Here is a 20,084-nt window from a genome sequence, read left to right on the forward strand (position 1 = left end):
CTGGCGAGGCGGGTTGCAGGATCGGCAAGCGGGCGCTGGCCACGCCGCCCAAACTTATTTCGAGGCAAATCCTTTCTCCGAGGCGACGCCACTCCAGATAACGACGGACGAGGGTATTCCGGAGGCATTTCCATGAACGACGAGGTCCGCACCGCTGCGCACACGACCGGCCTTGATCAGATCGATCTGATGGACCGCTACTGGCGCGCCGCGAACTACATCTCGGTTGGCCAGATCTACCTGCTCGACAATCCGCTCTTGCGCGAGCCCTTGCGGCCCGAGCACATCAAGCCACGGCTGCTCGGCCATTGGGGCACGACGCCCGGCCTCAATTTCATCTATGTGCATTTAAACCGGATTATCCGTGAACGTGGTCTCGATGTCCTGTTCATCTGCGGGCCGGGTCACGGCGGCCCGGCAATGGTCGCGAACACCTGGCTCGAGGGCACCTACAGCGAAATCTATCCCGAGGTCGGCGGGGACGAAGACGGCCTGCGCAAGCTGTTCCGGCAGTTCTCGTTTCCCGGCGGAGTGCCGAGCCACGCGGCTCCGGAGACGCCCGGCTCGATCCACGAAGGCGGAGAGCTCGGCTATGCGCTGGTCCATGCCTTCGGCGCCGCCTTCGACAATCCGAACATTGTGGTTGCCTGCGTCGTCGGCGACGGCGAAGCCGAGACCGGCCCGCTCGCCGCGGCCTGGCATTCCAACAAGTTCCTGAACCCGGCATCCGACGGTGCCGTCCTGCCGATCCTGCATCTCAACGGCTACAAGATCGCCAACCCGACGATCCTCGGCCGCATGGAAGACGAGGCGTTGCGCAGCCTGTTCCTCGGCTATGGCTACGAGACCTTCTTTGTCGAAGGTCATGAACCTGCCACGATGCACCGCGAGATGGCCCGCACGCTCGATACCGTGCTCGACCGGATCCACTCCATCCAGGAGCCCGCACGAGCCGCGGGCTGGAAGGGAGAGCGGCCGATGTGGCCGATGATCGTGCTGCGCAGCCCAAAGGGTTGGACCGGGCCGAAAGAGGTCGACGGCAAGAAGGTGGAGGATTTCTGGCGTTCGCATCAAGTGCCGGTGTCGAATGCACGCGGCGATGCGGCGCACCGCCAGATCCTGGAAGACTGGATGCGCAGTTACGAGCCGGAAAAACTGTTCGATAAAGGCGGCCATCTCCTGCCGGAGCTCGCGGCGCTGGCGCCCACAGGGTCGAGACGCATGGGCGCAATACCCTACGCCAATGGCGGCCTGCTGAAACAAGACCTGGTGCTTCCCGACTGGAAAGGCCTGGCGCTCGACGTACAGCGTCCGGGCGGTGCTGTCGGAGAGGCGACGCGGACCGTCGGAAGCTATCTTCGCGATGTGATCCGCTTGAACGCCGATGCCAGGAATTTCCGACTGATGGGGCCGGACGAGACGTCCTCCAACCGCCTCGACGATGTGTTCGAGGTCACGGATCGGATCTGGATGGAGCGGATCGAGCCTTACGACGTCCATCTTTCCCGCGACGGCCGCGTCATGGAAGTGCTCAGCGAGCACCTTTGCCAAGGCTGGCTGGAGGGCTATCTGTTGACCGGCCGCCACGGCCTGTTCTCGTGCTACGAGGCGTTCGTCCACATCGTCGATTCCATGGTCAACCAGCACGCCAAATGGCTGAAGACCTCCGGCGAACTTGCCTGGCGCAAGCCGATCGCCTCGCTCAACTACCTGCTGACCTCGCATGTCTGGCGACAGGATCACAACGGCTTCAGCCATCAGGACCCGGGCTTTGCCGATTTCGTCGCCAACAAGAAAGCCGACACGGTAAGGCTCTATTTCCCGCCCGACGCCAACACGCTGCTGTGGATCACCGACCATTGCCTGAAAACCTACAACCGCATCAACGTCATCGTCGCCGGCAAGCAGCCGGCGCCGCAATGGCTGTCCGCCGAGGACGCGGAAGCGCACTGCAAGGCCGGCGCCGGCATCTGGGAATGGGCCGGGACGGTTGCCAAGGGCGAAGATCCGGATGTGGTCCTGGCCTGCGCCGGCGACGTGCCGACGCTGGAGACGCTGGCTGCAGCCGATATCCTGCGCTCGGGCATTCCGGACCTGAATATCCGCGTCGTCAATGTCGTCGACCTGATGATTTTGCAGTCGAATTCCGAGCATCCGCATGGCTTTGCCGACGACAGATTCGACGCGCTGTTCACCAAGGCCAAGCCGGTAATCTTCGCCTATCACGGCTATCCCTATCTCATTCACCGTCTGACCTACCGGCGCGCCAACCACGACAACATGCATGTGCACGGCTTTCGCGAGGAAGGCACGACGACGACGCCGTTCGATATGGTGGTGCTCAACCAGCTCGACCGCTATCATCTGGCGCTCGCCGCGATCGCGCGTGTGCCGGGGCTGGCCGAGCGGGCGAAGGATCTTGCCGCGGTGTTGCACGGGAAATTGGCTGAGCACACGGCCTATGTCCGCGAACATGGCGAGGACATGCCCGAGATCCAGAAATGGTCTTGGCCGCAGGACGGCGCGACGAGGGCCGGCGATTGATGCGACGATCGATCCTTGCGTTGAATGCCGGCTCGTCGAGCATCAAGTTCGGGCTTTACGATCTTGGAGTGTCCGCTGAGCTGGATCTTGCCTCGCGCGGTTCGCTGGATCTGGGCGATGCGCCAAGGCTGACCGCAAAAGCCGCCGATGGGGAGCTGCAGTGCGATCGGCCACTTGCCGCAGACGCATCACGCGACATGGGCATCGGCCAGACGCTGCAATGGATCGAGAACGAACTTGGCGGAAGGAAATTGATCGCCGCCGGCCATCGCATCGTCCATGGCGGACGCGAGTTCGTCGAACCTGTCCGCCTGACGCCGACAGTTATCGAGGCTCTCGACAGGCTGACCCCGCTTGCGCCATTGCACCAGCCACGCAGCCTCGCACCAATCCGGGCGCTTGCCGCGCTGCGGCCCGACCTGCCGCAGGTCGGATGTTTCGACACGGCCTTCCATCGGACCATCGAGCCTCTGGTCAGCCGTTTTGCGCTGCCGCGCCGCTATGAGGCAGACGGCATCCACCGCTACGGCTTTCACGGGCTTTCCTACGAATATGTCGCCGGCCGGCTCAAGCAGATATCGCCCGATCTGGCGACGAAAAGAACCATCGTCGCCCATCTCGGCAACGGGGCGAGCCTGTGCGCCATGCGCGACGGGCGAAGCGTCGATACGACGATGGGCTTTTCGGCGCTTGACGGCCTGGTCATGGGCACACGCTGCGGCGCCATCGATCCGGGCGTGCTTTTGTACCTGCTGCTGGAAAGAGGCGTTTCGGGAGAGGCGCTGCAAGACATGCTCTACGAGGAATCCGGGCTGCTCGGCGTGTCCGGCATTTCCGGCGACATGCGCACGCTGGAGGCCAGCGACGACCGCCGGGCTCGCGAAGCGGTGGAGCTTTTCGCCTTCCGCGCTGCCAGGGAAGTTGCCGCCCTCGCCAACACGCTGGGCGGGCTGGAATGCCTGGTGTTCACCGCCGGCATCGGCGAGCACTCTGCCCCGGCCCGCAAAGCGATTTGCGACAGGCTTGGCTGGCTCGGCGTGGCGATCGACGAGGCCGCCAACAGCTCTCATGCCGCGCTGATGAGCCAGGCGGAGAGCAAGGTGGAAGTCCGCATCGTGGCGATCGACGAAGAAGGGGTCATCGCCCGCCACACGCGCAAGGTGATGGAGGGGCCCGGCTGAGGCGGATGGCCTCGAATGGCGGCGCTTGCTCGACCGGCTACGTCGCGAGGGCGGCCGATCTGTTGAACACGATGGTCACCCGCGTTCCTTTGCCGGGCAGAATCCACCTCGAACCGGGCTTTGGCATTTTCGGTCAGCGATTGAGCGATCAGTGCTCCGAGCTTGCCGGGTTTCGGCCAGGTCTCGCCTTCGCTCGGTTTTTTCGGCTTCGGCGGACATTCCAAGCTTTCGATGTTTTGGGTGGGACGATGATCAATATCAGGTCACTCGCCAACTGCGAAGTCCGCTCATTGCGCCGTGCGGCCAGGATTGGCGGACAGCCGAGTTGATGAATGAGAAGCGTCTGAAAGTTCAGCTGGAGTGGCTCTGCTGGATCAGGTGGTATCTATACCGGTCGCGAATGTGCTCGTTGAAGAACCGGCCTTTTGATGAGGATTTGCGGAACGCGGCGTGGACCTGCGGCGGCACGTCCTCGTAATCATAGCGGTTTCCGCTCGGGACGAACCATACGGAGAGTACCCTCGTCGCCGGCTGGTAATCGATGCTTCTGATCGCAGTTGAAGGCATTCTCAACAGGTCCAATGCTCGGCAGTGCTCCATTCCATATCGTCATGTGAATAACCCTGCACGGAGAGCGAGGTTCCTTGTTGCCGAAGCAGCCTTGCCGCTACGGGCCGGCTTCACCAAATACGGTTGATGCCATCGCCCAAGACATCGGCTGCAGCCCGCCAGGGCGATCTCTTTGCCGCCGCCGACGACCTGCCGGAAGGATTCCGCTACCGGCCCGAACTGATCACGCCGGACGAACAAGCAGCGTTGGCGAGCCAGCTCGCAAGCCTGCCTTTTCAGGCCTTCGACTTTCACGGCCATCTGGCAAACCGGCGGGTGGTCGGTTTTGGGCTGCGTTATGATTACGACCGGCGCGAAGTCGTCGAGGCACCGCCGATACCCGGCTTTCTGCTGCCGCTCAGGGAAAAGGTTGCAGCCTTCGCCCGCCTGCCCGCCGAGACCTTCGTGCAGGTGCTGATCAACGAGTACCGGTCGGGCGCCGGTATCGGCTGGCACCGCGACAAGCCTCATTTCGAGGCCGTCGCCGGTGTTTCCCTGCTGGCCGCCTGCAGCTTTCGCCTGCGGCGGAAAAGCGGCACGCGATGGGACCGCAAGACGGTCACCGTCGAGCCAAGATCGGCCTATCTGATGACGGGTGCTGCGCGCAACGAATGGGAGCACAGCATTCCGCCGGTTGCGGAGCACCGCTATTCGATCACGTTGCGCACGCTGCGGCCGCAACGCGCTTAAAGCAGAGCGGTGAGGAAGCCCGAGCACTGCCCTAAGAACTGGGCTGAAACAAATTCATCCGTCGCCATGCCGGCCGGCAAAGTCCGCCAGCATGGCGCGCTGGCCTTTCAGGATCTTGAGGTTGGCTTCAGGCAGGCAGAACCAGCCCGCTTTGTCGACTTCGGCAAATTCCTTCATCGAGCCGGACCTTGGCGGCCATTCCATGACGAAGGTGTTGCTGCTGATGGCGTCGCTGTCGAAATCCGCCTCGACGCACCATGCGATGACGAGCTTGCCGCCCGGCTGCCTGTAGCTGCCAAGGCTTTCGAAATCCCCGTCGATGGCAAGACCGAGTTCCTCTTCGGCCTCGCGTTTTGCTGCCGCCAGCTCGTCCTCGTTCTCGTCGACCAAGCCCTTCGGGATCGACCATGCGCCGTCGTCCTTCTTCGCCCAGAATGGTCCGCCCGGATGCACCAGCAAGATCTGGAGATGTCCTTCCCTTCGGCGAAAGATGAGCAATCCTGCGCTGCGTTGGGCGATTCCGCTATTCCCCTGACGAAAATGAAACGAACGTCCGGGCCGGCATATGGAACAGCCTGCCATGGCGGAACGATTTCCGCGCGCAGCCGTTCCGTCCGTTCGACAAATGAGTAATCGACATGGCGACGCCGCGAGCTGCCTGGAAGGGCTTTATGAAAGTCGGATCGGTTTCCTGTGGCGTCAAGATCATCGGTGCCGTCAGCGAGGCCGAGAAAGTGCATTTCAGGATCCTGAACCGCAAAGACGGTCTCCCGGTCAAGAGCGCCTATCTAGACGAGGAGACCGGCGACACGGTCGAGGCGGCCGAGCAGGTAAAAGGCTATGAGGTCGAAAAGGGTGAGTTCATCCATATAGAGCCGGACGAAATCAAGAAACTGAAGATGGTATCGCAGCATACGCTCGAAATCGGCGAGTTCGTGCCTGCCGCCGAAATCGACGCACGCTACCTCGAAAAACCCTACTATCTCGTTCCGGCCGACGCGCCCTCCACGGAGGCTTTCGCGGTGATCCGGGACGCCATGGCCAGGAAAAAGGTAGCAGCCCGTTCCTGCGTCGTGCTCTACCAGCGAGGCCGAGAGGTGCTGATCCAGCCGCTGGGCAAGGGCATGGTAATGACGGAATTACGCAACCACAATGAAGTGGTCGCGGCGGACGCGGTGTTCGAAGGGCTGAAGGCTCGCAAGGTCGATCCCGAGATGCTGGAAATCGCGCAATTGCTGATCGACAAGAAGCCGGCCAAATTCGACCCGTCGAAGTTCGACGATACTTATGAAAAGGCGCTGGTTGCAATGATCGAGGCCAAGCGCAAGGGCAAGAAACCGCCCAAGCCGGAACCTGAGCCCAAGACGAACGTCATCAATCTCGCCGATGTTCTGCGCAAAAGCCTGGCGCAGGAAGGCGGCAAGGCTCCCAGCAAAAAGCCGAGAACGGCCCCGAAACGCAAATCAGCCTGAATGTCCGAAAGCGGATCGAACGGAACCGAAAACGCTCGCGCGCATTTAGATGACGTAGCAATCCGTCGGCAAGCCAAGCGGAGCGGGGGACTGGTGGACGTCGTTGAACTAAGGACTGGCGGGATCCCGCAAGTTTCCTCCGCCGATCTGATGCAGGCGTTGCCTGTGGCCGTCTACACCACCGACAAACAAGGCTACATCACCTTCTTCAACGAACCCGCTGCCGATCTCTGGGGATATCGTCCGGTTATCGGCCAGGATCGCTGGTGCGGGTCATGGAAGCTTCGCCACCTCGACGGGCGACCGATGGCGCATGACGAGTGTCCAATGGCCGTTGCCTTGCTCGAGGAGCGGGACGTTCGTGGGGGCCGAGCCATCGCCGAGCGGCCGGACGGCCAACTCATCCCGTTCAGTGCGCATCCGGTCCTGCTTCGCAATGAAGCCGGCGAGGTTGTCGGCGCCATCAACACCCTGCTCGACCTGCGCGTGCAGACGCTGGCCGACGACGCCGGCATAAGGCTCGCCGCCATCGTCGAATCCTCGATGGACGCCATCGTGTCCAAAGACCTGAACGGCATTATCACCAGCTGGAACGACGCGGCACAGCGCCTGTTCGGCTATACGCCCGCCGAGGCGATCGGGCGCCCGGTGACGATCCTCATCCCGCCCGACCATCTGGATGAGGAAGCCATGATCATCAGCCGCATTCGCGCCGGCGAACGGATTCCTTCATACGAGACTATCCGGCAGCGCAAGGACGGCACCTTGGTTCCGGTTTCGCTCACCATCTCGCCGATACGCGACGGCATCGGGCGTATCATCGGCGCCTCCAAGATCGCGCGCGACATCAGCCCCCACAAGGAAAGCGAACGGCGCATCCGCACACTCATGCGCGAAGTCAACCATCGCGTTAAAAACCAGTATTCGGTGATCGTCTCGATGATCCGCGAGACCAGCAAGCTGGCGGGTACGCCAGAGGCCTTCCTTTCACGGGTCCGGGAACGCATCATGGCGCTATCGGAATCGCACGACCTGCTGGTCGATGCGGAATGGCGTGGCGCGACCATCGGCGAATTGATCCATGCACAGACCAAGGCCTTCGCGACACAGGCCCGTCTGTCGATGAGCGGGCCGACGATCATGCTGCAGCCGAACGCGGTGCAATATCTCGGCATTGCCTTTCACGAGCTGGCCACCAATTCGGTAAAGCACGGAGCGCTGTCGCACCATGACGGACGGGTCGAGGTCGAATGGACCGTGACCCCAGCCGCCGATGGCAGCGACGGCTTCCGCTTTGTCTGGCGGGAACTGGACGGACCATTGGTGGATGAAAACACGCGACGCGGTTTCGGAACGGTTGTGCTCAAACGCGTCACGCCGCAGGCGCTCAGCGGCACCGGCCGCCTGGAATTCGCCAGGCACGGCATCAGCTGGACGCTGGAAGCGCCGCTGCGCTTCGTTCAGATGTCGATGGCTGGCATCGCGGCTGATTGAAGGCCGCTACACCGGCCGCGGCTTGGCGGCCGTGTGGCAACGCAATCCCTTTGGTAGCAATCAGGAGGAACAGCGATGAGTTGGCTGGGCACCTGGCGGAATCAGTACGGGTCGGTCGTCGAACTGACCACCGAAGAGGGCGGACGGATCAGCGGAACCTTCAGGACGGCGCTGGAGGACAGCGCCTTCTTCGGCATGACCGTGCCGCTGTTCGGAGCCTGCCGTGGAGACGTCATCGGCTTCACTTGCGCGGCCGAAGGGCGGGTCGGAGCCGCAGCGGTGAGCTATACCGGCATTCTCAGGGATGGGAAGTTGGAGATGCTGTGGCACACCGTTGCGGATGCCGCTTTGTCGGCGGAAAAGGAAGGTGCCCCGGCCCGAGCCAGGAAACTGCCCGCCTGGCGCGCCTTTGGAACCAGCCTCGACAGTTTTGAACGCGTCTCCTGACGTGTCGGGCCCGCCGCCGCGGCATTCAGCTCGCAAGTGAGGCAGCAGGGTTCCCGCGGTGCATCGGAACTCGCACTGACGATGGCGCGTTAGCCAGGACATGCGCTGTTCGTTACGGGGTCGACCCAATGAGCGTGCTTTATCGCGCAGCGAAAATCGCCGAACAGGCCCATGCCGGACAGTCTGACAAGACAGGGCGGCCCTATATCGAACATTGCCGTCGGGTTGTCGATGCCGTCGAAACGCTCGACCAGAAAGCCATCGCCTATCTTCACGACGTCGTCGAAAAAGGCGACGGCTGGAACCGCGACCGGCTTGAGGCGGCCGGGTTCGGGCCGTCCATCGTATCGGCCGTCGACGCCATGACGCGGCTGCCGAACGAGGGCGATGCCGCGTTCGTTCGCAGGGCTGCGGCCAACCCGCTGGCATTGCCGGTCAAGCACGCCGATCTCGCCGACAATCTATGGCAGGCACGGCAGATCGGTGCCTCGACAGCGAAATACGAAGACGGCCTGCGCATTCTCAGGGAAGAGTTCGCGAGCTGACGGACAGCTGGCGGCTGTCGCCGATGTGGGGTCTACTCGGTGACGTGCGGCGTGTGCCGCTTGTCTTCCGCGGGATCGGCGTCGATCCGCGCCCTGCCGGGATCGAACGCACCATGGCGGGCGATCGCCAATGCCGGGGTGTCGGGCGTCTCGTAGGCCCACATGAAGTCTTCTGCCGACGAACCGACCGCATGAACACGCCAATAGCTTGCCGTGCCCTTCAGCGGGCTGTGGCTCGTCGTGTTCGTCTTCTCCAGAAGGTCGAAATAGATGTCCTCGAAGGGTATGTAGAAGACAGGATCATGACCGTCTTCGTAGAGCAGCTTTGCCCGCTCGCTCGACGCAATAATGGCGTCGGAGAACCGGACGGTTACGGTTCCATCGAACGGGACAATCCTGAGCGGGCCTGGCCGGGGGGCGGAATTTGCGGCTAAGGGCTGCATTCGACTTCTCCGTTGACTGCGCTGCCTTCCCGAAACGTACTATCGCCGGTCAGGGTTCCAGTTCTACGCGTCCCCTCTTCCGAAACTGTCGAGGAACCCGGCAAGGTGATCGGCAACGCGCTCGGGTGCTTCGCGCGTCGGAAAGTGGCCGATGCCAGCCAGAAGCTGGCGCTCGTAATGGGCCGTGAAGTATCGTTCCTTGCCTTCGGACGATTGCGGCAGCACAACGCGGTCGGCATCGCCGTGGATTATCAGAGTAGGCGCGGGAATGGACTTGGCGGAAATCTGGCGCCGGGCAAGATCGGCGTAGCGCGGATCGGGATCGGCTTCGCCCCAGCGAACCCTGTAGCAGTGCAACGTCACGTCGGCCCAATCGGGATTTTCGAAGGAAGCGGAAACGCTGTCAAAAAGCTCTTCCTCGAACCAGCCGGGCGGGCTCCAGCTTTCCCATTGAAAATGCGCGAACGCCTTGCCTTGCTGGCGAACGATCTCGGCGCCGCGATCCGTTGCCATGAACCATTGGTACCAGAATGCCCTGACCTGGCCCAGCGGCGGCGTTGCGAGTTCGCCCGGCTGCCAGCCAAGCGACAATGCCGAGCAGCAGCGTATCCGTTCGGGAAATACCGAGGCGAGCAGGTAAGCGATCCGAGCGCCCCAATCGTGGCCGACGACCGCAAAACGGCCGAGGCCAAATGCGTCGGCGAAATCGATCACGTCCTGAGCCATGGCGGCAATTTCACCGGATCGCATGGTCTCGTCCGACAGGAAGGTGGTTTTGCCGAACCCACGCAGCCACGGCGCAAAGGTGCGGAAGCCGGCACGATGCAGGACAGGCGCAATGCGCGTGAAGGTGGTTGCGTCGTCCGGCCAGCCGTGGAGAAGCAGAACGGGCGCGCCGGCTCCAGGGCCACCGGCGATGTACGCGATGCGCAGCAACGGCGTGGTGCAGAAGGCGGGTGTTTCCATGATCCGGCCATCCCGTTTCGATCACGCCGCATGGCGTCAGATCGTTTTCGGCGCAAGTTTGCTGAACCGCGCGCGGCTGCGATTGTTCCATGACAGAGGCAGACTTCCAGTGAAACCTCACCGCTGCTCGCGGTGGAAGAAGACCGACGGGAACGGTTTTCCAAGGTCGTCGTTGTTTCAGACCTCCGCACGCGCCATAATCGCAATGGCCGCCACTCGCCGACTCAACAGCAAATGGACCACATGCTGGATCGATCGCCTACCCTCCCAAGGTCGCTTGGCGCTGCGCTGCGAAGGGAAGTGCCGCGGTTTGCGGCACCCGGCAATGAAATTTCATGCACTACGGTCGCATCCTACAATGTGCATAAATGCGTCGGCACCGACGGCAGGTTCGATCCGGAGCGGGTCGCAGCCGTGGTCAAGGAAATCGACGCCGATATCATTGCTTTGCAGGAGGCGGACGAAAGAACCGGAAGCAGGCAGGGATTGCTGGATCTCGCAGCACTCGAGCGCGACAGCGATCTCGTCCCCACACACATCCCGGAAAACCGCCGCAGCCATGGCTGGCATGGAAACCTGATCCTGGCACGCCGCGGCGTGGTCGAAAGCGTGAACCAGATCCGGCTGCCCGGCCTGGAGCCGCGCGGCGCGGTGATCGCGGACCTGGAGCTGAAGGGCGTCTCGCTCAGGATCATAGCCGCGCATTTCGGCTTGCTGCGGCGCTCGCGCTCGCAGCAAGCCAACGCACTTGTCGAAGCCACGCACCCGGTTCTGCGGCCAACAATCCTGCTTGGCGACCTTAACGAATGGCGCGTCCGCAACAGGTCTTCGCTGCTGGCCCTGCTGCCGCATTTCGGTCCGATCGATGCGGTTCTGCCGAGCTTTCCGTCGCGCTTTCCGCTGTTTGCCCTCGACCGCATCCTGGCCAGGCCGCCGCACCTGATTTCCAGCATCGAGGTGCACAAGACGCCGCTGGCGCAGCGGGCTTCCGATCATCTGCCGATCAAGGCCCGGCTGAACCTGGACGCGATACGGCAGCCGCGACTGCAACCAGAATGAACCTGAAGGGTTGTTAGTCAGATTTCAGACGGTTTGCTTCGCTGATGTTTGTCGGTGCACTTTATGGATACAGCCATTTCGCGGTTTGCCCGGGACAAGATCGCTGCCGGCAATAGCGGGCTGGTGCTGATCGCCGACAATTATGACGCGTTTGCCGCACGAATCCTTGCCGCGCGCAGTGCCACCAGCAGCCTCGACCTGATGTACTATCTCTGGCACGACGACCATAGCGGCCGGCTGCTGATGCAGGAGGTCGTCAAGGCGGCGGAGCGCGGTGTCCGCGTCCGCATGCTGCTGGACGATATCAATCCGCGCAACAGCGACGCCGCTTACCTGGCGCTCAACAGCTACAAGAACATCGAGCTGAGGCTGTTCAACCCCAGCGGCATGAGGAACGGCAGCATCTTTCGCTCGCTGGAGATGGTCGCCCGGCTGTTTGCGATGACCCGCCGCATGCACAACAAGGCCTGGATCGCCGACGAGAGCCTGGCCATCGTCGGAGGAAGAAACATCGGTGATGCCTATTTCGACGCCGCGGAGACAAATTTCCGTGATCTCGACCTGTTGCTTCTCGGTCCTGCCGTAGGGCAGACGATGCAGATCTTCGAGGCGTTCTGGAATTGCGAGGCGGCAAAGCCAATCCAGCTGCTCAACCCGGCTGCGGTGGGCTCGCGCGCCGATTTCCTCGACAATCTCGATGCGTCGATGGACGGCCAGCTTTTGAACAGCCTCAGTGCCTGGCGCACGATCACGGAGTTCATTGCGGCGCATAGCGAGGTCTGCTGGACGAAAGGCGTTCGCGTCATTTCCGATCCGCCGGAGAAGGTGCGCGGCAAGCGGCGCAGGAACTGGCTGACCAAGGAGCTGCTTCCCGCTATCGAGGCGACCAGACAGCGGCTCGAAATCGTCTCGCCCTATTTCATCCCCGGCCGCACCGGGTTGGCCATCCTGTCGAAGCTGGTGGACCGTGGCGCCGAGGTTGCAATCCTGACCAACTCGCTCGCCGCGACGGACGTCGCCGCAGTGCACGGCGCTTATGCCAAATACCGCCGCAAGCTGCTTAAAAAAGGTATCCAGCTTTTCGAATTGCAACCCTTCAACCGCCAGGCCAACATCTCCGTTTTCGGCTCAAAGGGAGCCAGCCTCCACACCAAGGCCTTTACGGTCGACGACACGCTGGGGTTTGTCGGTTCCTTCAATTTTGATCCGCGTTCGGTGTCGTTGAATGCGGAAATGGGCGTGCTTTTCCACGATGCCAATCTGGTGATGGAGTTGCGCCGGCTGTTCGAGCACGAAAAGTCACCGCAGACGAGCTATCAGCTGGTCCTGGACAAAGGCGCCCTGCGGTGGCTCGGCATGGCGGATGGCGAGATGCGGCAATGTTCGCGTGAACCGGAGGCCAGTCTCTATCGGCGCATCGTTGCAGCGTTGGTTGGCTGCTTGCCGATCGAATCGCAATTGTAGAAGCGACGGATTTGTCGGAACGCAACTCTTTGTCGGAACGGAAATGCGGGACCACGAGTTGTAACCGTTGTCCGGAGCATGCCGATGAAGACCACGATATACAGTTTTCTTGCCGAGCTCTTGCCGTTCTGGATGGCGCATAAACGCAAAATGCGCGCCGACCGCGCCGCTGAGCGGCCGACACGACCGGCTGCTGCCGATGACGGTCGGCCGACAAGCGATCCGAATCGAGCAACACCGGCGCGGCGGCGCAACACGTCTTAGGGCGGGATGCTTTCAAATTAGATCCCGCTCCAACTGTCTGGCTAGCCGCATTTCCGCGACGCCGATAATCCCATTTGGCTGCAGAAGCTCTAGCCCCTAGGGCGATCACGCTATCGTCAAGTATCGCTATTCGAAATCCGGCGTTGCCAAGCATCCATTTTGCAGCACGTACGTTAATGTGCACTACAGGGTTGCCGCTATAGGTGCGCGCCATGAGTGATAGTGCGATAGAATTCTTGCAGGATTGGATACACGAAAACGTTCATGTGCCGCCGCCTCCGATCAGGCTTGAAAAGGAGGCGGAAATCCTCGCCAGGGAATGCAAGGAAGAGGCGGCCGATGCCGGCGTACCCATCGAAGACATCGAGGAAGAGGTTGGCGACCTCAAGGATCTGCTCGTCGCCAAGCTCGAAGACGCAGCCGAGGACGAGGCCCGGCAACTCAATGGCCACGGCCAAAAGATTTCTACGCTGGCGGCCGGGCAAAGGCGGGCCGTATGAGGCCGGTCCGAGCGCAGGCAAGGCATCACGAGGTGCGCCGCTTCGGCCTATTGTCCGATCAGCGTCAGCCCGAACAGGATCATCAGCCAAAACCCGGCAGCAGCGACCGCAAGACGCGGCAGGACGCCGTCGCTGGCCAGATGCATGAACAGGATGGCGATGACGGCGGTCTTGGCCGCGGCGATCACCAGATTGAGTGCCGAATTGAAGCCGCCGAGCGCGAGGAAGGACGAGCCGACGGTCAGGGCCAGCAAGGCTAAAAGCCCGATATAAGCAAGCGTGAGTTTGCGGAACTCGCTCATCTGTTGATCAGATAGAGGACGGGGAACAGGAAGACCCAGACGATATCGACGAAATGCCAATAGAGGCCGATTGCCTGCACGCGCCGGAACCGGCTGGCCTCGATCGTGCGTGGCCACAGCGCGAGGATGCCGCCGATGACGATTACGCCGCAAATCAGATGCAAGGCGTGCAGTGACGTCATCGCGAAATAGAGGCCGAAGAAGAATTCGGCATGAACAGGATCCGGGCCCTTATAGATGAAAGGTGCGCCGAGCACCGGCGCCAGCCCTTCGCCGAATTCCCTGGCGTACTCCGTTGCCTTGATCGCCAGGAAGACGACGCCGAGCAGCGCCGTCGCAGCCAATGCCCAGCCAGCGGCGCGCCATCGCCGCGCGGCCGTGTACATGTGAGCAAGCGCCATGGCAAAACTGCTGGTGATCAGGACGACGGTGTTGGCCGTGCCCAACGGCAGCGACAGATGCTTCGCCGCGCCGGCGAAGGCGTCGCCATAACTCAACCGGGCAAACATGAAGACGAGCAGGATGGCGCCGAACAGCATCGCCTCGGAGCCGATGAACACCCACATGGCGAAGCTGTCGGCAGCCGTTTCGCGAGCCGGCCGGTCGAAGGCGATGCTTGTCGTCGGTGACTTCAAACCAGATCCTCCACCGGGTCCGACCGTTTCTCGGTCAGGCCTTTCATCGGATAGTCGTAGGCTGGTCTGGTGACGGTCGGCATGCGATCGAAATTATGCGCTGGCGGCGGCGAGCTTGTTTGCCATTCCAATCCGGTCGCTCGCCACGGATTGTCCGGGGCTCGCGCGCCTCGAAACAGCGACCACGCCAAATAGAGGAGCGGCATCAGATAGCCAATCGCCAGCACCACGGCGCCAGCCGACGACAGGATGTGCCAGAAAGCGAATTCCGGCGGATAGGTATGGTAGCGCCGCGGCATGCCCAGAAAGCCGAGCACATATTGCGGAAAAAAGGTCAGGTTGAAGCCGATGAAGGTCACAGCCGCGGCTATACGGCCCCAAACCTCCGAATACATTCGGCCGGTGAGTTTCGGCCACCAGAAATGCAGCCCTGCCATGTAGGCGGTCACCATGCCGCCTACCATGATGTAGTGGAAATGGGCGACGACGAAATAGGTGTCGTGAACGTGGACGTCGATGGCGAGCGCGGCAAGGAAAAGGCCGGCCAGCCCGCCGAAGGTGAACAATGCCAGGAAGAACAGCGCATAAAGCATCGGCGTCTCGAAGCTGATTTCGCCCTTGCGCAGCGTCAGGCTCCAGTTGAAGACCTTTATCGCCGATGGGATCGCGACGCAGAAGGACAGGAACGAAAACACCACGCCGGCATAGGCCGACTGCCCGCTGACGAACATGTGGTGGCCCCAGACGAGAAAGCCGAAGACGGCGATCGCCATCGAAGCCAGGGCGACGGCCTTGTAGCCGAACAGCGGCCGGCGGCTAAAGCAAGGCAGCACTTCCGAGACCACTCCCATGCCTGGCAGGATCATGATGTAGACGGCGGGGTGCGAGTAGAACCAGAACAGATGCTGGAACAGCAGCGGATCGCCGCCGAGGTCGGGATTGAAGATGCCGATGCCGAAGACGCGCTCCAGCACGATGAGGATCAGCGATGCTGCAAGCACCGGCGTCGCCAGCACCATCACCAGGCTGGTGGCGTACAGCGTCCAGACGAAGATCGGCAGCCGGAACCAGGTGAGGCCAGGCGCTCGCAAGGTGTGGACGGTGACGATGAAATTGATGCCGGTCATGATCGTCGAAAAGCCGACGATGAAAACGCCGAATGCCGCGGTCGAGACAAACCCGTTGGCATAGAGCGTCGACAGCGGCGTGTAGAAGGTCCAGCCGGTGTCGACGCCGCCCAAAACCACCGAGGCGAGCGCGAACAGGCTGCCGAACATGAAGACGTACCAGCTTGCCAGGTTGAGCCGTGGAAAGGCGAGGTCGCGCGCGCCGATCATCAGCGGCAGCAGGAAATTGCCGAGCGTTGCCGGGATCGACGGCACCAGGAAGAACCACACCATGATGATGCCGTGCAGCGAAAACAGCCGGTTGTAGACATCGTCGGAGACCAGGTCGCCGGCCGGCGTCGCAAGCTCGATGCGCATCAGCACGGCAAAGGTTCCGCCGAGGAAGAAGAAGGCCGTCAGCGAGACGAAATAGAGCCACGCCACCCGTTTGTGGTCGGTTGTCAGCAGCCAGGAGCGCGGCCCGGCACCTTCTGCGAGATAGCTTGCCGACGCCAAATCGCTGCTCATTGCGGCGCCTCGTTTTTTGCCGCCGGGAACGAGGGAGATTGGAGCGATAGGGATTTGAGATAGGCCATCAGCATCTGCAGTTCGGCTTCGTCAACGAGACCGTCGAAGCTCGGCATCACCGGCTGGTAGCCGGCGGCGATTTCCTTGTTCGGGACAAGGATCGAATCGCGCAGATAGCGTTCGTCGGCGATGACCGTCTGCCGGTTGGCCAACGCCACCGGCTGGCCGAAAACCCCATCGAGGCCGGGCGCCCGCACCTTGCTGGAATTGCCGTGACAGCCGGAGCAGCCGAGCGCGCGGAACAGTTTCCCGCCGCTCGTGGCAAGGCTTTCGCCTTCACCTTGACTGCCGAGCCATGATGCATATTGCTCCGGCGCCAGCACCGTCACCCAGCCGCCCATCTCGGAATGCTGCGTGCCGCAATATTCGGCGCAGAACAGGTGATAACGCCCCGGCTGCGTGGCGATGAACCAGACATTGGCCGTGCGTCCGGGAACGGCATCCTGCTTGACCCGAAAGGCTGGCACGTAGAAGGAGTGGATGACGTCCTGTGATGCCAGCGACACCACCACCGCCTTGCCGACCGGCACGTGCAGCTCGTTGATCTCGCGCTGGCCGCCGGGATGGCGGAATTCCCACATCCATTGCTTGCCGAGGCCGGCGATCTCGACGGCGTCCGGTGGCGGACGGTCGCGCCGGACAAAAAGGACTGCGCCCCAGCCGAAGAAGATGAAGGCCATCACCAGGCTGGCAATGGTCCACGTCATCTCCAGCGGCAGGCTGCGGGCACGCGCCCCGGTACGGTCGGCTGCGGAGCCGATACGATATTTGACGGCGTAGCCGACAACGAGAACGGTCAGGAACAGGCCGAGCGCGACTGCGAAAGCCAGCAATGTGTAGAACAAGGCATCGACGCTGCCCGCGATGGACGAGGCTTCCTGCGGGAAAAACCGGATGCCGAAGCTCACGCCCGCCTCCCGCGCGCCAGCAGTATGGCCATCGCCAACCCCACCACCATCACGATGCTGGCGAGCTTCAACGCAGCCCAGATCGCCGGCGTATATTGCCCCTTGGACGCATCGAAGCCGGCGCAGAGCAGGAAGACATGATCGGCGATCGAGCCGAGCCTGCCGGAAGATGCCTCGACAAGGGCAAGCTCAAGATCGCGCGGCGTGAAGCTCAGCGCCGCCAGCACCTGCGCTATCCGGCCTTTTGGCGTCAGCGCGATGACCGCGATCGGATGGGCGAATTGGTCGATCCTGGCGCGGGTGTCGAAACTGATGCCGGCTTCCGCGGCAAGGGCGCCGCCGGCGCCGTCGGCACTGGTCAGGAACCGCCACGCCGACAGGTTCCTCGCGTCGGCCGCCGCGGCGACCGTGGCTTGCGCATCGCCCGCATCTTCGGGCGTGTCGGCGGCATCGATCGAGACGAACAAAGCGCGATAGGTGTCGGGGTCGAGCGAGGTCTTTTTCAAATCCGAGGCGACCGCCTGTTGGGTCACACCACAAAGGTTCGGGCATTTGTCGTAGCCGAAAATCAGCAGCGCCGGCCGGCCGGCAAGCATTTGGCCGATCGTGCGCTGCTCGCCGGACGCATCGCGAAACACCCGGTCGAGGCTGAGCTGCGCGCCGATCTCGGGATCGAAGGCCGGGCGTGCGAAGGCCATGGCCGGCAGTGCCGCGAGAAGGGAAAAAGCGGTTAGCCAGGCCTTCATGGCCGGCCTCCCTGGCCTGGCGCGGTCCGGCAGCGAGCGGCCTGTGGCGCGCGTGGTATCTCGGCCTCGACCAATCGGCAGTCGGCGCCGGCGGCCGGCGCCGGCTGCCCCCAGTTCGGCAAACCATGGCTGACGATCGCCCACATGGCGTCCTCGATCGGAATGCGGGCAATGCCGGCGGTGCGGTCGACCCAGCCGACCTTGTTCAGCTCCTGCTCCTCCGCCTTGCGGAAGGCAGCGAGGTCGTCTTCTGGAAAGCGCTGCAAGGCTGGACTGGCCCGGTTGCCGACCGATGATGGCCCCGGCAGCGGCCTGAACGGCCTGGTGTCGAAGACGAGCCCGAGGACGATGACTGTTGCGGCCAGGAGCAGCAGCAGGCCGGCCGCGAAGGCAAGCAGCGCGCCCGGCCAGACGTCGCGCGTTTCGGGATGGCGGGCCGCTCTAGCCATGGACGGGCCTCCGGCGCCAGAGGTCAATCCGGTCCGGCCGGCCAAGCACGAAAAGCAGCAGCGCAAGCCAGAGGCCGCCAGCTCCTGCCAGCGCGGCAAGATCGTACCAGAATGCGATCACATTGCCGTCCGCCAACGGCGGTCTGATCCGCCAAAGGACATCGACGTAGTGGCCGGCCAGCACGATGCCGCAGATCGACAGCAGGCCGGCATGGCTGCGCTTCAGATCCCGGCTGAGCAGCCCGGCAAAGGGGACCGCGAATTGCAGCGCAATCAGCAGCCAGAGCAGATACTGCCAGCCATTGCTGCTGCGGATGAGGTACCAACGGATCTCGTTTGGCAGGTCGCCGCCCCAGGTCACCAGCCATTGCATGAACGACAGGTAGGTCCACAGCAGCACGAAGCCGAACAGCATGTTGGCCAAATCCTCGCTGAGCGCGACATCCTCCTCGCCGCCCGCCATGACCTCGATCGAGCGGTTAACACACAGTACCGTCATCGCCAGGGCGTAAGCGCCGACGACTTCGGCCGACGCTTCCAGCAACGCATAGATGGTCGAGGAGAACTCCGGCTCCAGCGAGAGCATCCAGTCGATGGCAAAAATCGTCACAGCCAGCCCATGCGCAATCAATCCAGCGGCATAGGCCTTGCCGCGGCCGGCGCTGCCACGACCGCTATCGGTCGTTGTCCAGTCAAGCACGCGCCACGCCAGCACCAGCCAGATCGCGGCGCAGGCGGCAAAGCGCAGCAAAAAGAACGGAACGTTCAGATAAGAGAATTTCTGGCGCACCGTCTCGGGCAATGCAGCCGCGTCGGCACTCGCCCAGGGAAAGACCAGGTCGAGCCTGAGCAGAACCGGCAGCAGCAGAAGCAGCGCCAGCGGCAGCGTCGCGACGAGAGCGCGCAGCGGCTGGCGGATTGCCTCGCCCCAGCGGCCGCCGGTCAGCCCATGCACCATCAGGATGGTCAGCGCGCCGAGCGGCAGGCCGAGCAGGAAGAGCGCCGCAGGCAGCCAGCCGGCCAACATGGCTCTGAAGTCGAAGGCCAATCCCGTGGCGCAAAGCACAAGTCCGACGGCGGCCACGGCAAGCGCCGGCAAAATCAAACGTTCGGTGGCAAGCCGCATCATCGCCCGCATCATCGATCCGGCTCCGCATTGAGCTCGGCACGGAGGCTTTCCGGCAGCTCGGCAATTGGTGCATCGCGCGAATATTGCAGGGCGCGGATATAGGCGACGATCGCCCAGCGGTCGGCAGGCGGGACACGCGCCGCGTAGGAATACATGGCGCCATAGCCGTTGCTGATGACGTCGTAGAAATGCCTGTCGCTCGCCTTGCGCAACGCGTCCTGGTGATAGGTCGGCGGCGCCGGAAAGCCCCGCTCGACGATCATGCCGTGGCCGTCGCCGGCGCGGCCGTGGCAAGGCGAACAGAAGATGTCGAAGCGTTGCTGGCCTCGCCGCAGCAGCATCATCGTGACCGGATAGGGAAAAGTGTCGGGTACCGGCGAAAGATCGGCATCGCGTGCGACCGTGTCCTCGACCGGCGCCCGCGCCGACATGCCGTCGGCGAACTGGTTGCTGCTTTCGAGCGGATCGTAGCGCGGCTGGTCCTCCATGTCCTGCCGGCAGCCGGCGACCAGCAAGGCTGCCGACAGCAGGATCGTGCGCATG

23 protein-coding genes and 1 pseudogene are annotated in these 20,084 nt (G+C 62.8%); 11 read left to right on the plus strand and 13 right to left on the minus strand.

Annotated elements, in window-relative coordinates; translation table 11 throughout:
• Window positions 1-132 precede the first annotated feature (132 nt).
• On the plus strand, window positions 133-2,544 hold the full coding sequence (locus NKI59_RS01815; protein WP_352701950.1) for a phosphoketolase family protein: 2,412 nt from the start codon (window positions 133-135) through the stop codon (window positions 2,542-2,544).
• Complete coding sequence (locus NKI59_RS01820) at window positions 2,544-3,725, plus strand: acetate/propionate family kinase (RefSeq protein WP_352701952.1); 1,182 nt, start codon at window positions 2,544-2,546, stop codon at window positions 3,723-3,725. The genes NKI59_RS01815 and NKI59_RS01820 overlap by 1 nt, the downstream gene beginning before the upstream one ends.
• Before the next feature lie 37 nt (window positions 3,726-3,762).
• Here the strand turns inward: NKI59_RS01820 and NKI59_RS01825 are convergent.
• Window positions 3,763-3,916, minus strand: a pseudogene (locus NKI59_RS01825) (histidine kinase); the annotation flags it as partial.
• 160 nt (window positions 3,917-4,076) lie between these two features.
• Window positions 4,077-4,325 (minus strand): KTSC domain-containing protein, encoded by a 249-nt coding sequence (locus NKI59_RS01830; protein WP_352684385.1) that lies wholly within the window; start codon window positions 4,323-4,325, stop codon window positions 4,077-4,079.
• A gap of 96 nt (window positions 4,326-4,421) precedes the next feature.
• On the opposite strand from NKI59_RS01830, the gene NKI59_RS01835 reads away from it, so the two are divergent.
• Window positions 4,422-5,024: an alpha-ketoglutarate-dependent dioxygenase AlkB gene (locus NKI59_RS01835; protein ID WP_352701956.1), complete on the plus strand. Its 603-nt coding sequence runs from the start codon at window positions 4,422-4,424 to the stop codon at window positions 5,022-5,024.
• Window positions 5,025-5,078: 54 nt separating this feature from the next.
• On the opposite strand, the gene NKI59_RS01840 is transcribed toward NKI59_RS01835, so the two are convergent.
• Complete coding sequence (locus tag NKI59_RS01840; protein WP_352702268.1) at window positions 5,079-5,543, minus strand: NUDIX hydrolase; 465 nt, start codon at window positions 5,541-5,543, stop codon at window positions 5,079-5,081.
• A gap of 119 nt (window positions 5,544-5,662) precedes the next feature.
• On the opposite strand from NKI59_RS01840, the gene ku reads away from it, so the two are divergent.
• The 4 genes from ku (at window position 5,663) to NKI59_RS01860 (ending at window position 8,982) form a co-directional block, all read left to right on the plus strand.
• Complete coding sequence (gene ku / locus NKI59_RS01845) at window positions 5,663-6,496, plus strand: non-homologous end joining protein Ku (RefSeq protein WP_352701958.1); 834 nt, start codon at window positions 5,663-5,665, stop codon at window positions 6,494-6,496.
• Between the two features lie 93 nt (window positions 6,497-6,589).
• Window positions 6,590-7,990, plus strand: a complete 1,401-nt coding sequence (locus NKI59_RS01850) for a PAS domain-containing HWE histidine kinase family protein (RefSeq protein WP_352701960.1) — start codon at window positions 6,590-6,592, stop codon at window positions 7,988-7,990.
• Between the two features lie 75 nt (window positions 7,991-8,065).
• Window positions 8,066-8,437: an avidin/streptavidin family protein gene (locus NKI59_RS01855; protein ID WP_352701962.1), complete on the plus strand. Its 372-nt coding sequence runs from the start codon at window positions 8,066-8,068 to the stop codon at window positions 8,435-8,437.
• Between the two features lie 128 nt (window positions 8,438-8,565).
• Window positions 8,566-8,982: an HD domain-containing protein gene (locus tag NKI59_RS01860; RefSeq protein WP_352701964.1), complete on the plus strand. Its 417-nt coding sequence runs from the start codon at window positions 8,566-8,568 to the stop codon at window positions 8,980-8,982.
• Between the two features lie 32 nt (window positions 8,983-9,014).
• On the opposite strand, the gene NKI59_RS01865 is transcribed toward NKI59_RS01860, so the two are convergent.
• Together NKI59_RS01865 and NKI59_RS01870 are read right to left on the minus strand one after the other, a co-directional pair.
• On the minus strand, window positions 9,015-9,425 hold the full coding sequence (locus NKI59_RS01865; protein WP_352588800.1) for a DUF427 domain-containing protein: 411 nt from the start codon (window positions 9,423-9,425) through the stop codon (window positions 9,015-9,017).
• A 63-nt stretch (window positions 9,426-9,488) separates the two neighbouring features.
• Window positions 9,489-10,391 carry an alpha/beta fold hydrolase gene (locus tag NKI59_RS01870; RefSeq protein WP_352701966.1) on the minus strand — a complete coding sequence of 301 codons (903 nt, stop codon included), beginning with the start codon at window positions 10,389-10,391 and terminating at the stop codon, window positions 9,489-9,491.
• 243 nt (window positions 10,392-10,634) lie between these two features.
• Between NKI59_RS01870 and NKI59_RS01875 the strand changes: the two genes are divergently transcribed.
• The 4 genes from NKI59_RS01875 to NKI59_RS01890 all read left to right on the plus strand — a co-directional run bounded on the left by NKI59_RS01875 (window position 10,635) and on the right by NKI59_RS01890 (window position 13,678).
• Window positions 10,635-11,450 carry an endonuclease/exonuclease/phosphatase family protein gene (locus NKI59_RS01875; RefSeq protein ID WP_502901015.1) on the plus strand — a complete coding sequence of 272 codons (816 nt, stop codon included), beginning with the start codon at window positions 10,635-10,637 and terminating at the stop codon, window positions 11,448-11,450.
• Window positions 11,451-11,513: 63 nt separating this feature from the next.
• Window positions 11,514-12,914: a phospholipase D family protein gene (locus NKI59_RS01880; RefSeq protein WP_352701970.1), complete on the plus strand. Its 1,401-nt coding sequence runs from the start codon at window positions 11,514-11,516 to the stop codon at window positions 12,912-12,914.
• 84 nt (window positions 12,915-12,998) lie between these two features.
• The gene (locus NKI59_RS01885; RefSeq protein WP_352701972.1) at window positions 12,999-13,178 is read left to right on the plus strand and encodes a hypothetical protein; all 180 of its coding nucleotides are present in this window, start codon (window positions 12,999-13,001) and stop codon (window positions 13,176-13,178) included.
• A 212-nt stretch (window positions 13,179-13,390) separates the two neighbouring features.
• A complete protein-coding gene (locus NKI59_RS01890; protein ID WP_352701974.1) occupies window positions 13,391-13,678 on the plus strand; it encodes a hypothetical protein in 288 nt (95 codons plus the stop codon).
• Window positions 13,679-13,725: 47 nt separating this feature from the next.
• Here NKI59_RS01890 and NKI59_RS01895 read toward each other — a convergent pair whose 3' ends face one another.
• From NKI59_RS01895 to NKI59_RS01930, 8 genes are read right to left on the minus strand one after another with little or no spacing between them, the layout of a single operon-like run.
• Entirely contained in the window at window positions 13,726-13,980 is a 255-nt protein-coding gene (locus NKI59_RS01895) for a cytochrome C oxidase subunit IV family protein (protein ID WP_023677081.1), read from the minus strand.
• Window positions 13,977-14,615 carry a cytochrome c oxidase subunit 3 gene (locus NKI59_RS01900; protein ID WP_352701976.1) on the minus strand — a complete coding sequence of 213 codons (639 nt, stop codon included), beginning with the start codon at window positions 14,613-14,615 and terminating at the stop codon, window positions 13,977-13,979. The genes NKI59_RS01895 and NKI59_RS01900 overlap by 4 nt, the downstream gene beginning before the upstream one ends.
• Window positions 14,612-16,249 carry a cytochrome c oxidase subunit I gene (gene ctaD / locus NKI59_RS01905; RefSeq protein WP_352617805.1) on the minus strand — a complete coding sequence of 546 codons (1,638 nt, stop codon included), beginning with the start codon at window positions 16,247-16,249 and terminating at the stop codon, window positions 14,612-14,614. Before ctaD ends, NKI59_RS01900 begins: the two co-directional genes overlap by 4 nt.
• The gene (gene coxB / locus NKI59_RS01910; RefSeq protein WP_352701979.1) at window positions 16,246-17,217 is read right to left on the minus strand and encodes a cytochrome c oxidase subunit II; all 972 of its coding nucleotides are present in this window, start codon (window positions 17,215-17,217) and stop codon (window positions 16,246-16,248) included. Before coxB ends, ctaD begins: the two co-directional genes overlap by 4 nt.
• Complete coding sequence (locus NKI59_RS01915; protein ID WP_352701982.1) at window positions 17,214-17,963, minus strand: SCO family protein; 750 nt, start codon at window positions 17,961-17,963, stop codon at window positions 17,214-17,216. The genes coxB and NKI59_RS01915 overlap by 4 nt, the downstream gene beginning before the upstream one ends.
• Entirely contained in the window at window positions 17,960-18,412 is a 453-nt protein-coding gene (locus NKI59_RS01920) for a hypothetical protein (protein WP_352701984.1), read from the minus strand. Before NKI59_RS01920 ends, NKI59_RS01915 begins: the two co-directional genes overlap by 4 nt.
• Window positions 18,405-19,553 (minus strand): hypothetical protein, encoded by a 1,149-nt coding sequence (locus NKI59_RS01925; protein WP_352701986.1) that lies wholly within the window; start codon window positions 19,551-19,553, stop codon window positions 18,405-18,407. The genes NKI59_RS01920 and NKI59_RS01925 overlap by 8 nt, the downstream gene beginning before the upstream one ends.
• Window positions 19,550-20,083, minus strand: a complete 534-nt coding sequence (locus tag NKI59_RS01930; RefSeq protein WP_352702270.1) for a c-type cytochrome — start codon at window positions 20,081-20,083, stop codon at window positions 19,550-19,552. The genes NKI59_RS01925 and NKI59_RS01930 overlap by 4 nt, the downstream gene beginning before the upstream one ends.
• Between the last annotated feature and the right edge of the window lies 1 nt (window position 20,084).

Source organism: Mesorhizobium sp. M0598, assembly GCF_040320865.1.
Classification (GTDB): domain Bacteria; phylum Pseudomonadota; class Alphaproteobacteria; order Rhizobiales; family Rhizobiaceae; genus Mesorhizobium.

Bases quoted from the DNA above. Each gene is read 5' to 3' on its own strand.
- NKI59_RS01815 (WP_352701950.1), top strand. From the start codon at position 133: ATGAACGACGAGGTCCGCACCGCTGCGCACACGACCGGCCTTGATCAG.
- NKI59_RS01820 (WP_352701952.1), top strand. From the start codon at position 2,544: ATGCGACGATCGATCCTTGCGTTGAATGCCGGCTCGTCGAGCATCAAG.
- NKI59_RS01830 (WP_352684385.1), bottom strand. From the start codon at position 4,325: ATGGAGCACTGCCGAGCATTGGACCTGTTGAGAATGCCTTCAACTGCG.
- NKI59_RS01835 (WP_352701956.1), top strand. From the start codon at position 4,422: ATGCCATCGCCCAAGACATCGGCTGCAGCCCGCCAGGGCGATCTCTTT.
- ku (WP_352701958.1), top strand. From the start codon at position 5,663: ATGGCGACGCCGCGAGCTGCCTGGAAGGGCTTTATGAAAGTCGGATCG.
- NKI59_RS01855 (WP_352701962.1), top strand. From the start codon at position 8,066: ATGAGTTGGCTGGGCACCTGGCGGAATCAGTACGGGTCGGTCGTCGAA.
- NKI59_RS01860 (WP_352701964.1), top strand. From the start codon at position 8,566: ATGAGCGTGCTTTATCGCGCAGCGAAAATCGCCGAACAGGCCCATGCC.
- NKI59_RS01865 (WP_352588800.1), bottom strand. From the start codon at position 9,425: ATGCAGCCCTTAGCCGCAAATTCCGCCCCCCGGCCAGGCCCGCTCAGG.
- NKI59_RS01870 (WP_352701966.1), bottom strand. From the start codon at position 10,391: ATGGAAACACCCGCCTTCTGCACCACGCCGTTGCTGCGCATCGCGTAC.
- NKI59_RS01875 (WP_502901015.1), top strand. From the start codon at position 10,635: ATGCTGGATCGATCGCCTACCCTCCCAAGGTCGCTTGGCGCTGCGCTG.
- NKI59_RS01880 (WP_352701970.1), top strand. From the start codon at position 11,514: ATGGATACAGCCATTTCGCGGTTTGCCCGGGACAAGATCGCTGCCGGC.
- NKI59_RS01885 (WP_352701972.1), top strand. From the start codon at position 12,999: ATGAAGACCACGATATACAGTTTTCTTGCCGAGCTCTTGCCGTTCTGG.
- NKI59_RS01890 (WP_352701974.1), top strand. From the start codon at position 13,391: ATGAGTGATAGTGCGATAGAATTCTTGCAGGATTGGATACACGAAAAC.
- NKI59_RS01895 (WP_023677081.1), bottom strand. From the start codon at position 13,980: ATGAGCGAGTTCCGCAAACTCACGCTTGCTTATATCGGGCTTTTAGCC.
- ctaD (WP_352617805.1), bottom strand. From the start codon at position 16,249: ATGAGCAGCGATTTGGCGTCGGCAAGCTATCTCGCAGAAGGTGCCGGG.
- NKI59_RS01915 (WP_352701982.1), bottom strand. From the start codon at position 17,963: ATGAAGGCCTGGCTAACCGCTTTTTCCCTTCTCGCGGCACTGCCGGCC.
- NKI59_RS01920 (WP_352701984.1), bottom strand. From the start codon at position 18,412: ATGGCTAGAGCGGCCCGCCATCCCGAAACGCGCGACGTCTGGCCGGGC.
- NKI59_RS01925 (WP_352701986.1), bottom strand. From the start codon at position 19,553: ATGATGCGGGCGATGATGCGGCTTGCCACCGAACGTTTGATTTTGCCG.
- NKI59_RS01930 (WP_352702270.1), bottom strand. From the start codon at position 20,083: ATGCGCACGATCCTGCTGTCGGCAGCCTTGCTGGTCGCCGGCTGCCGG.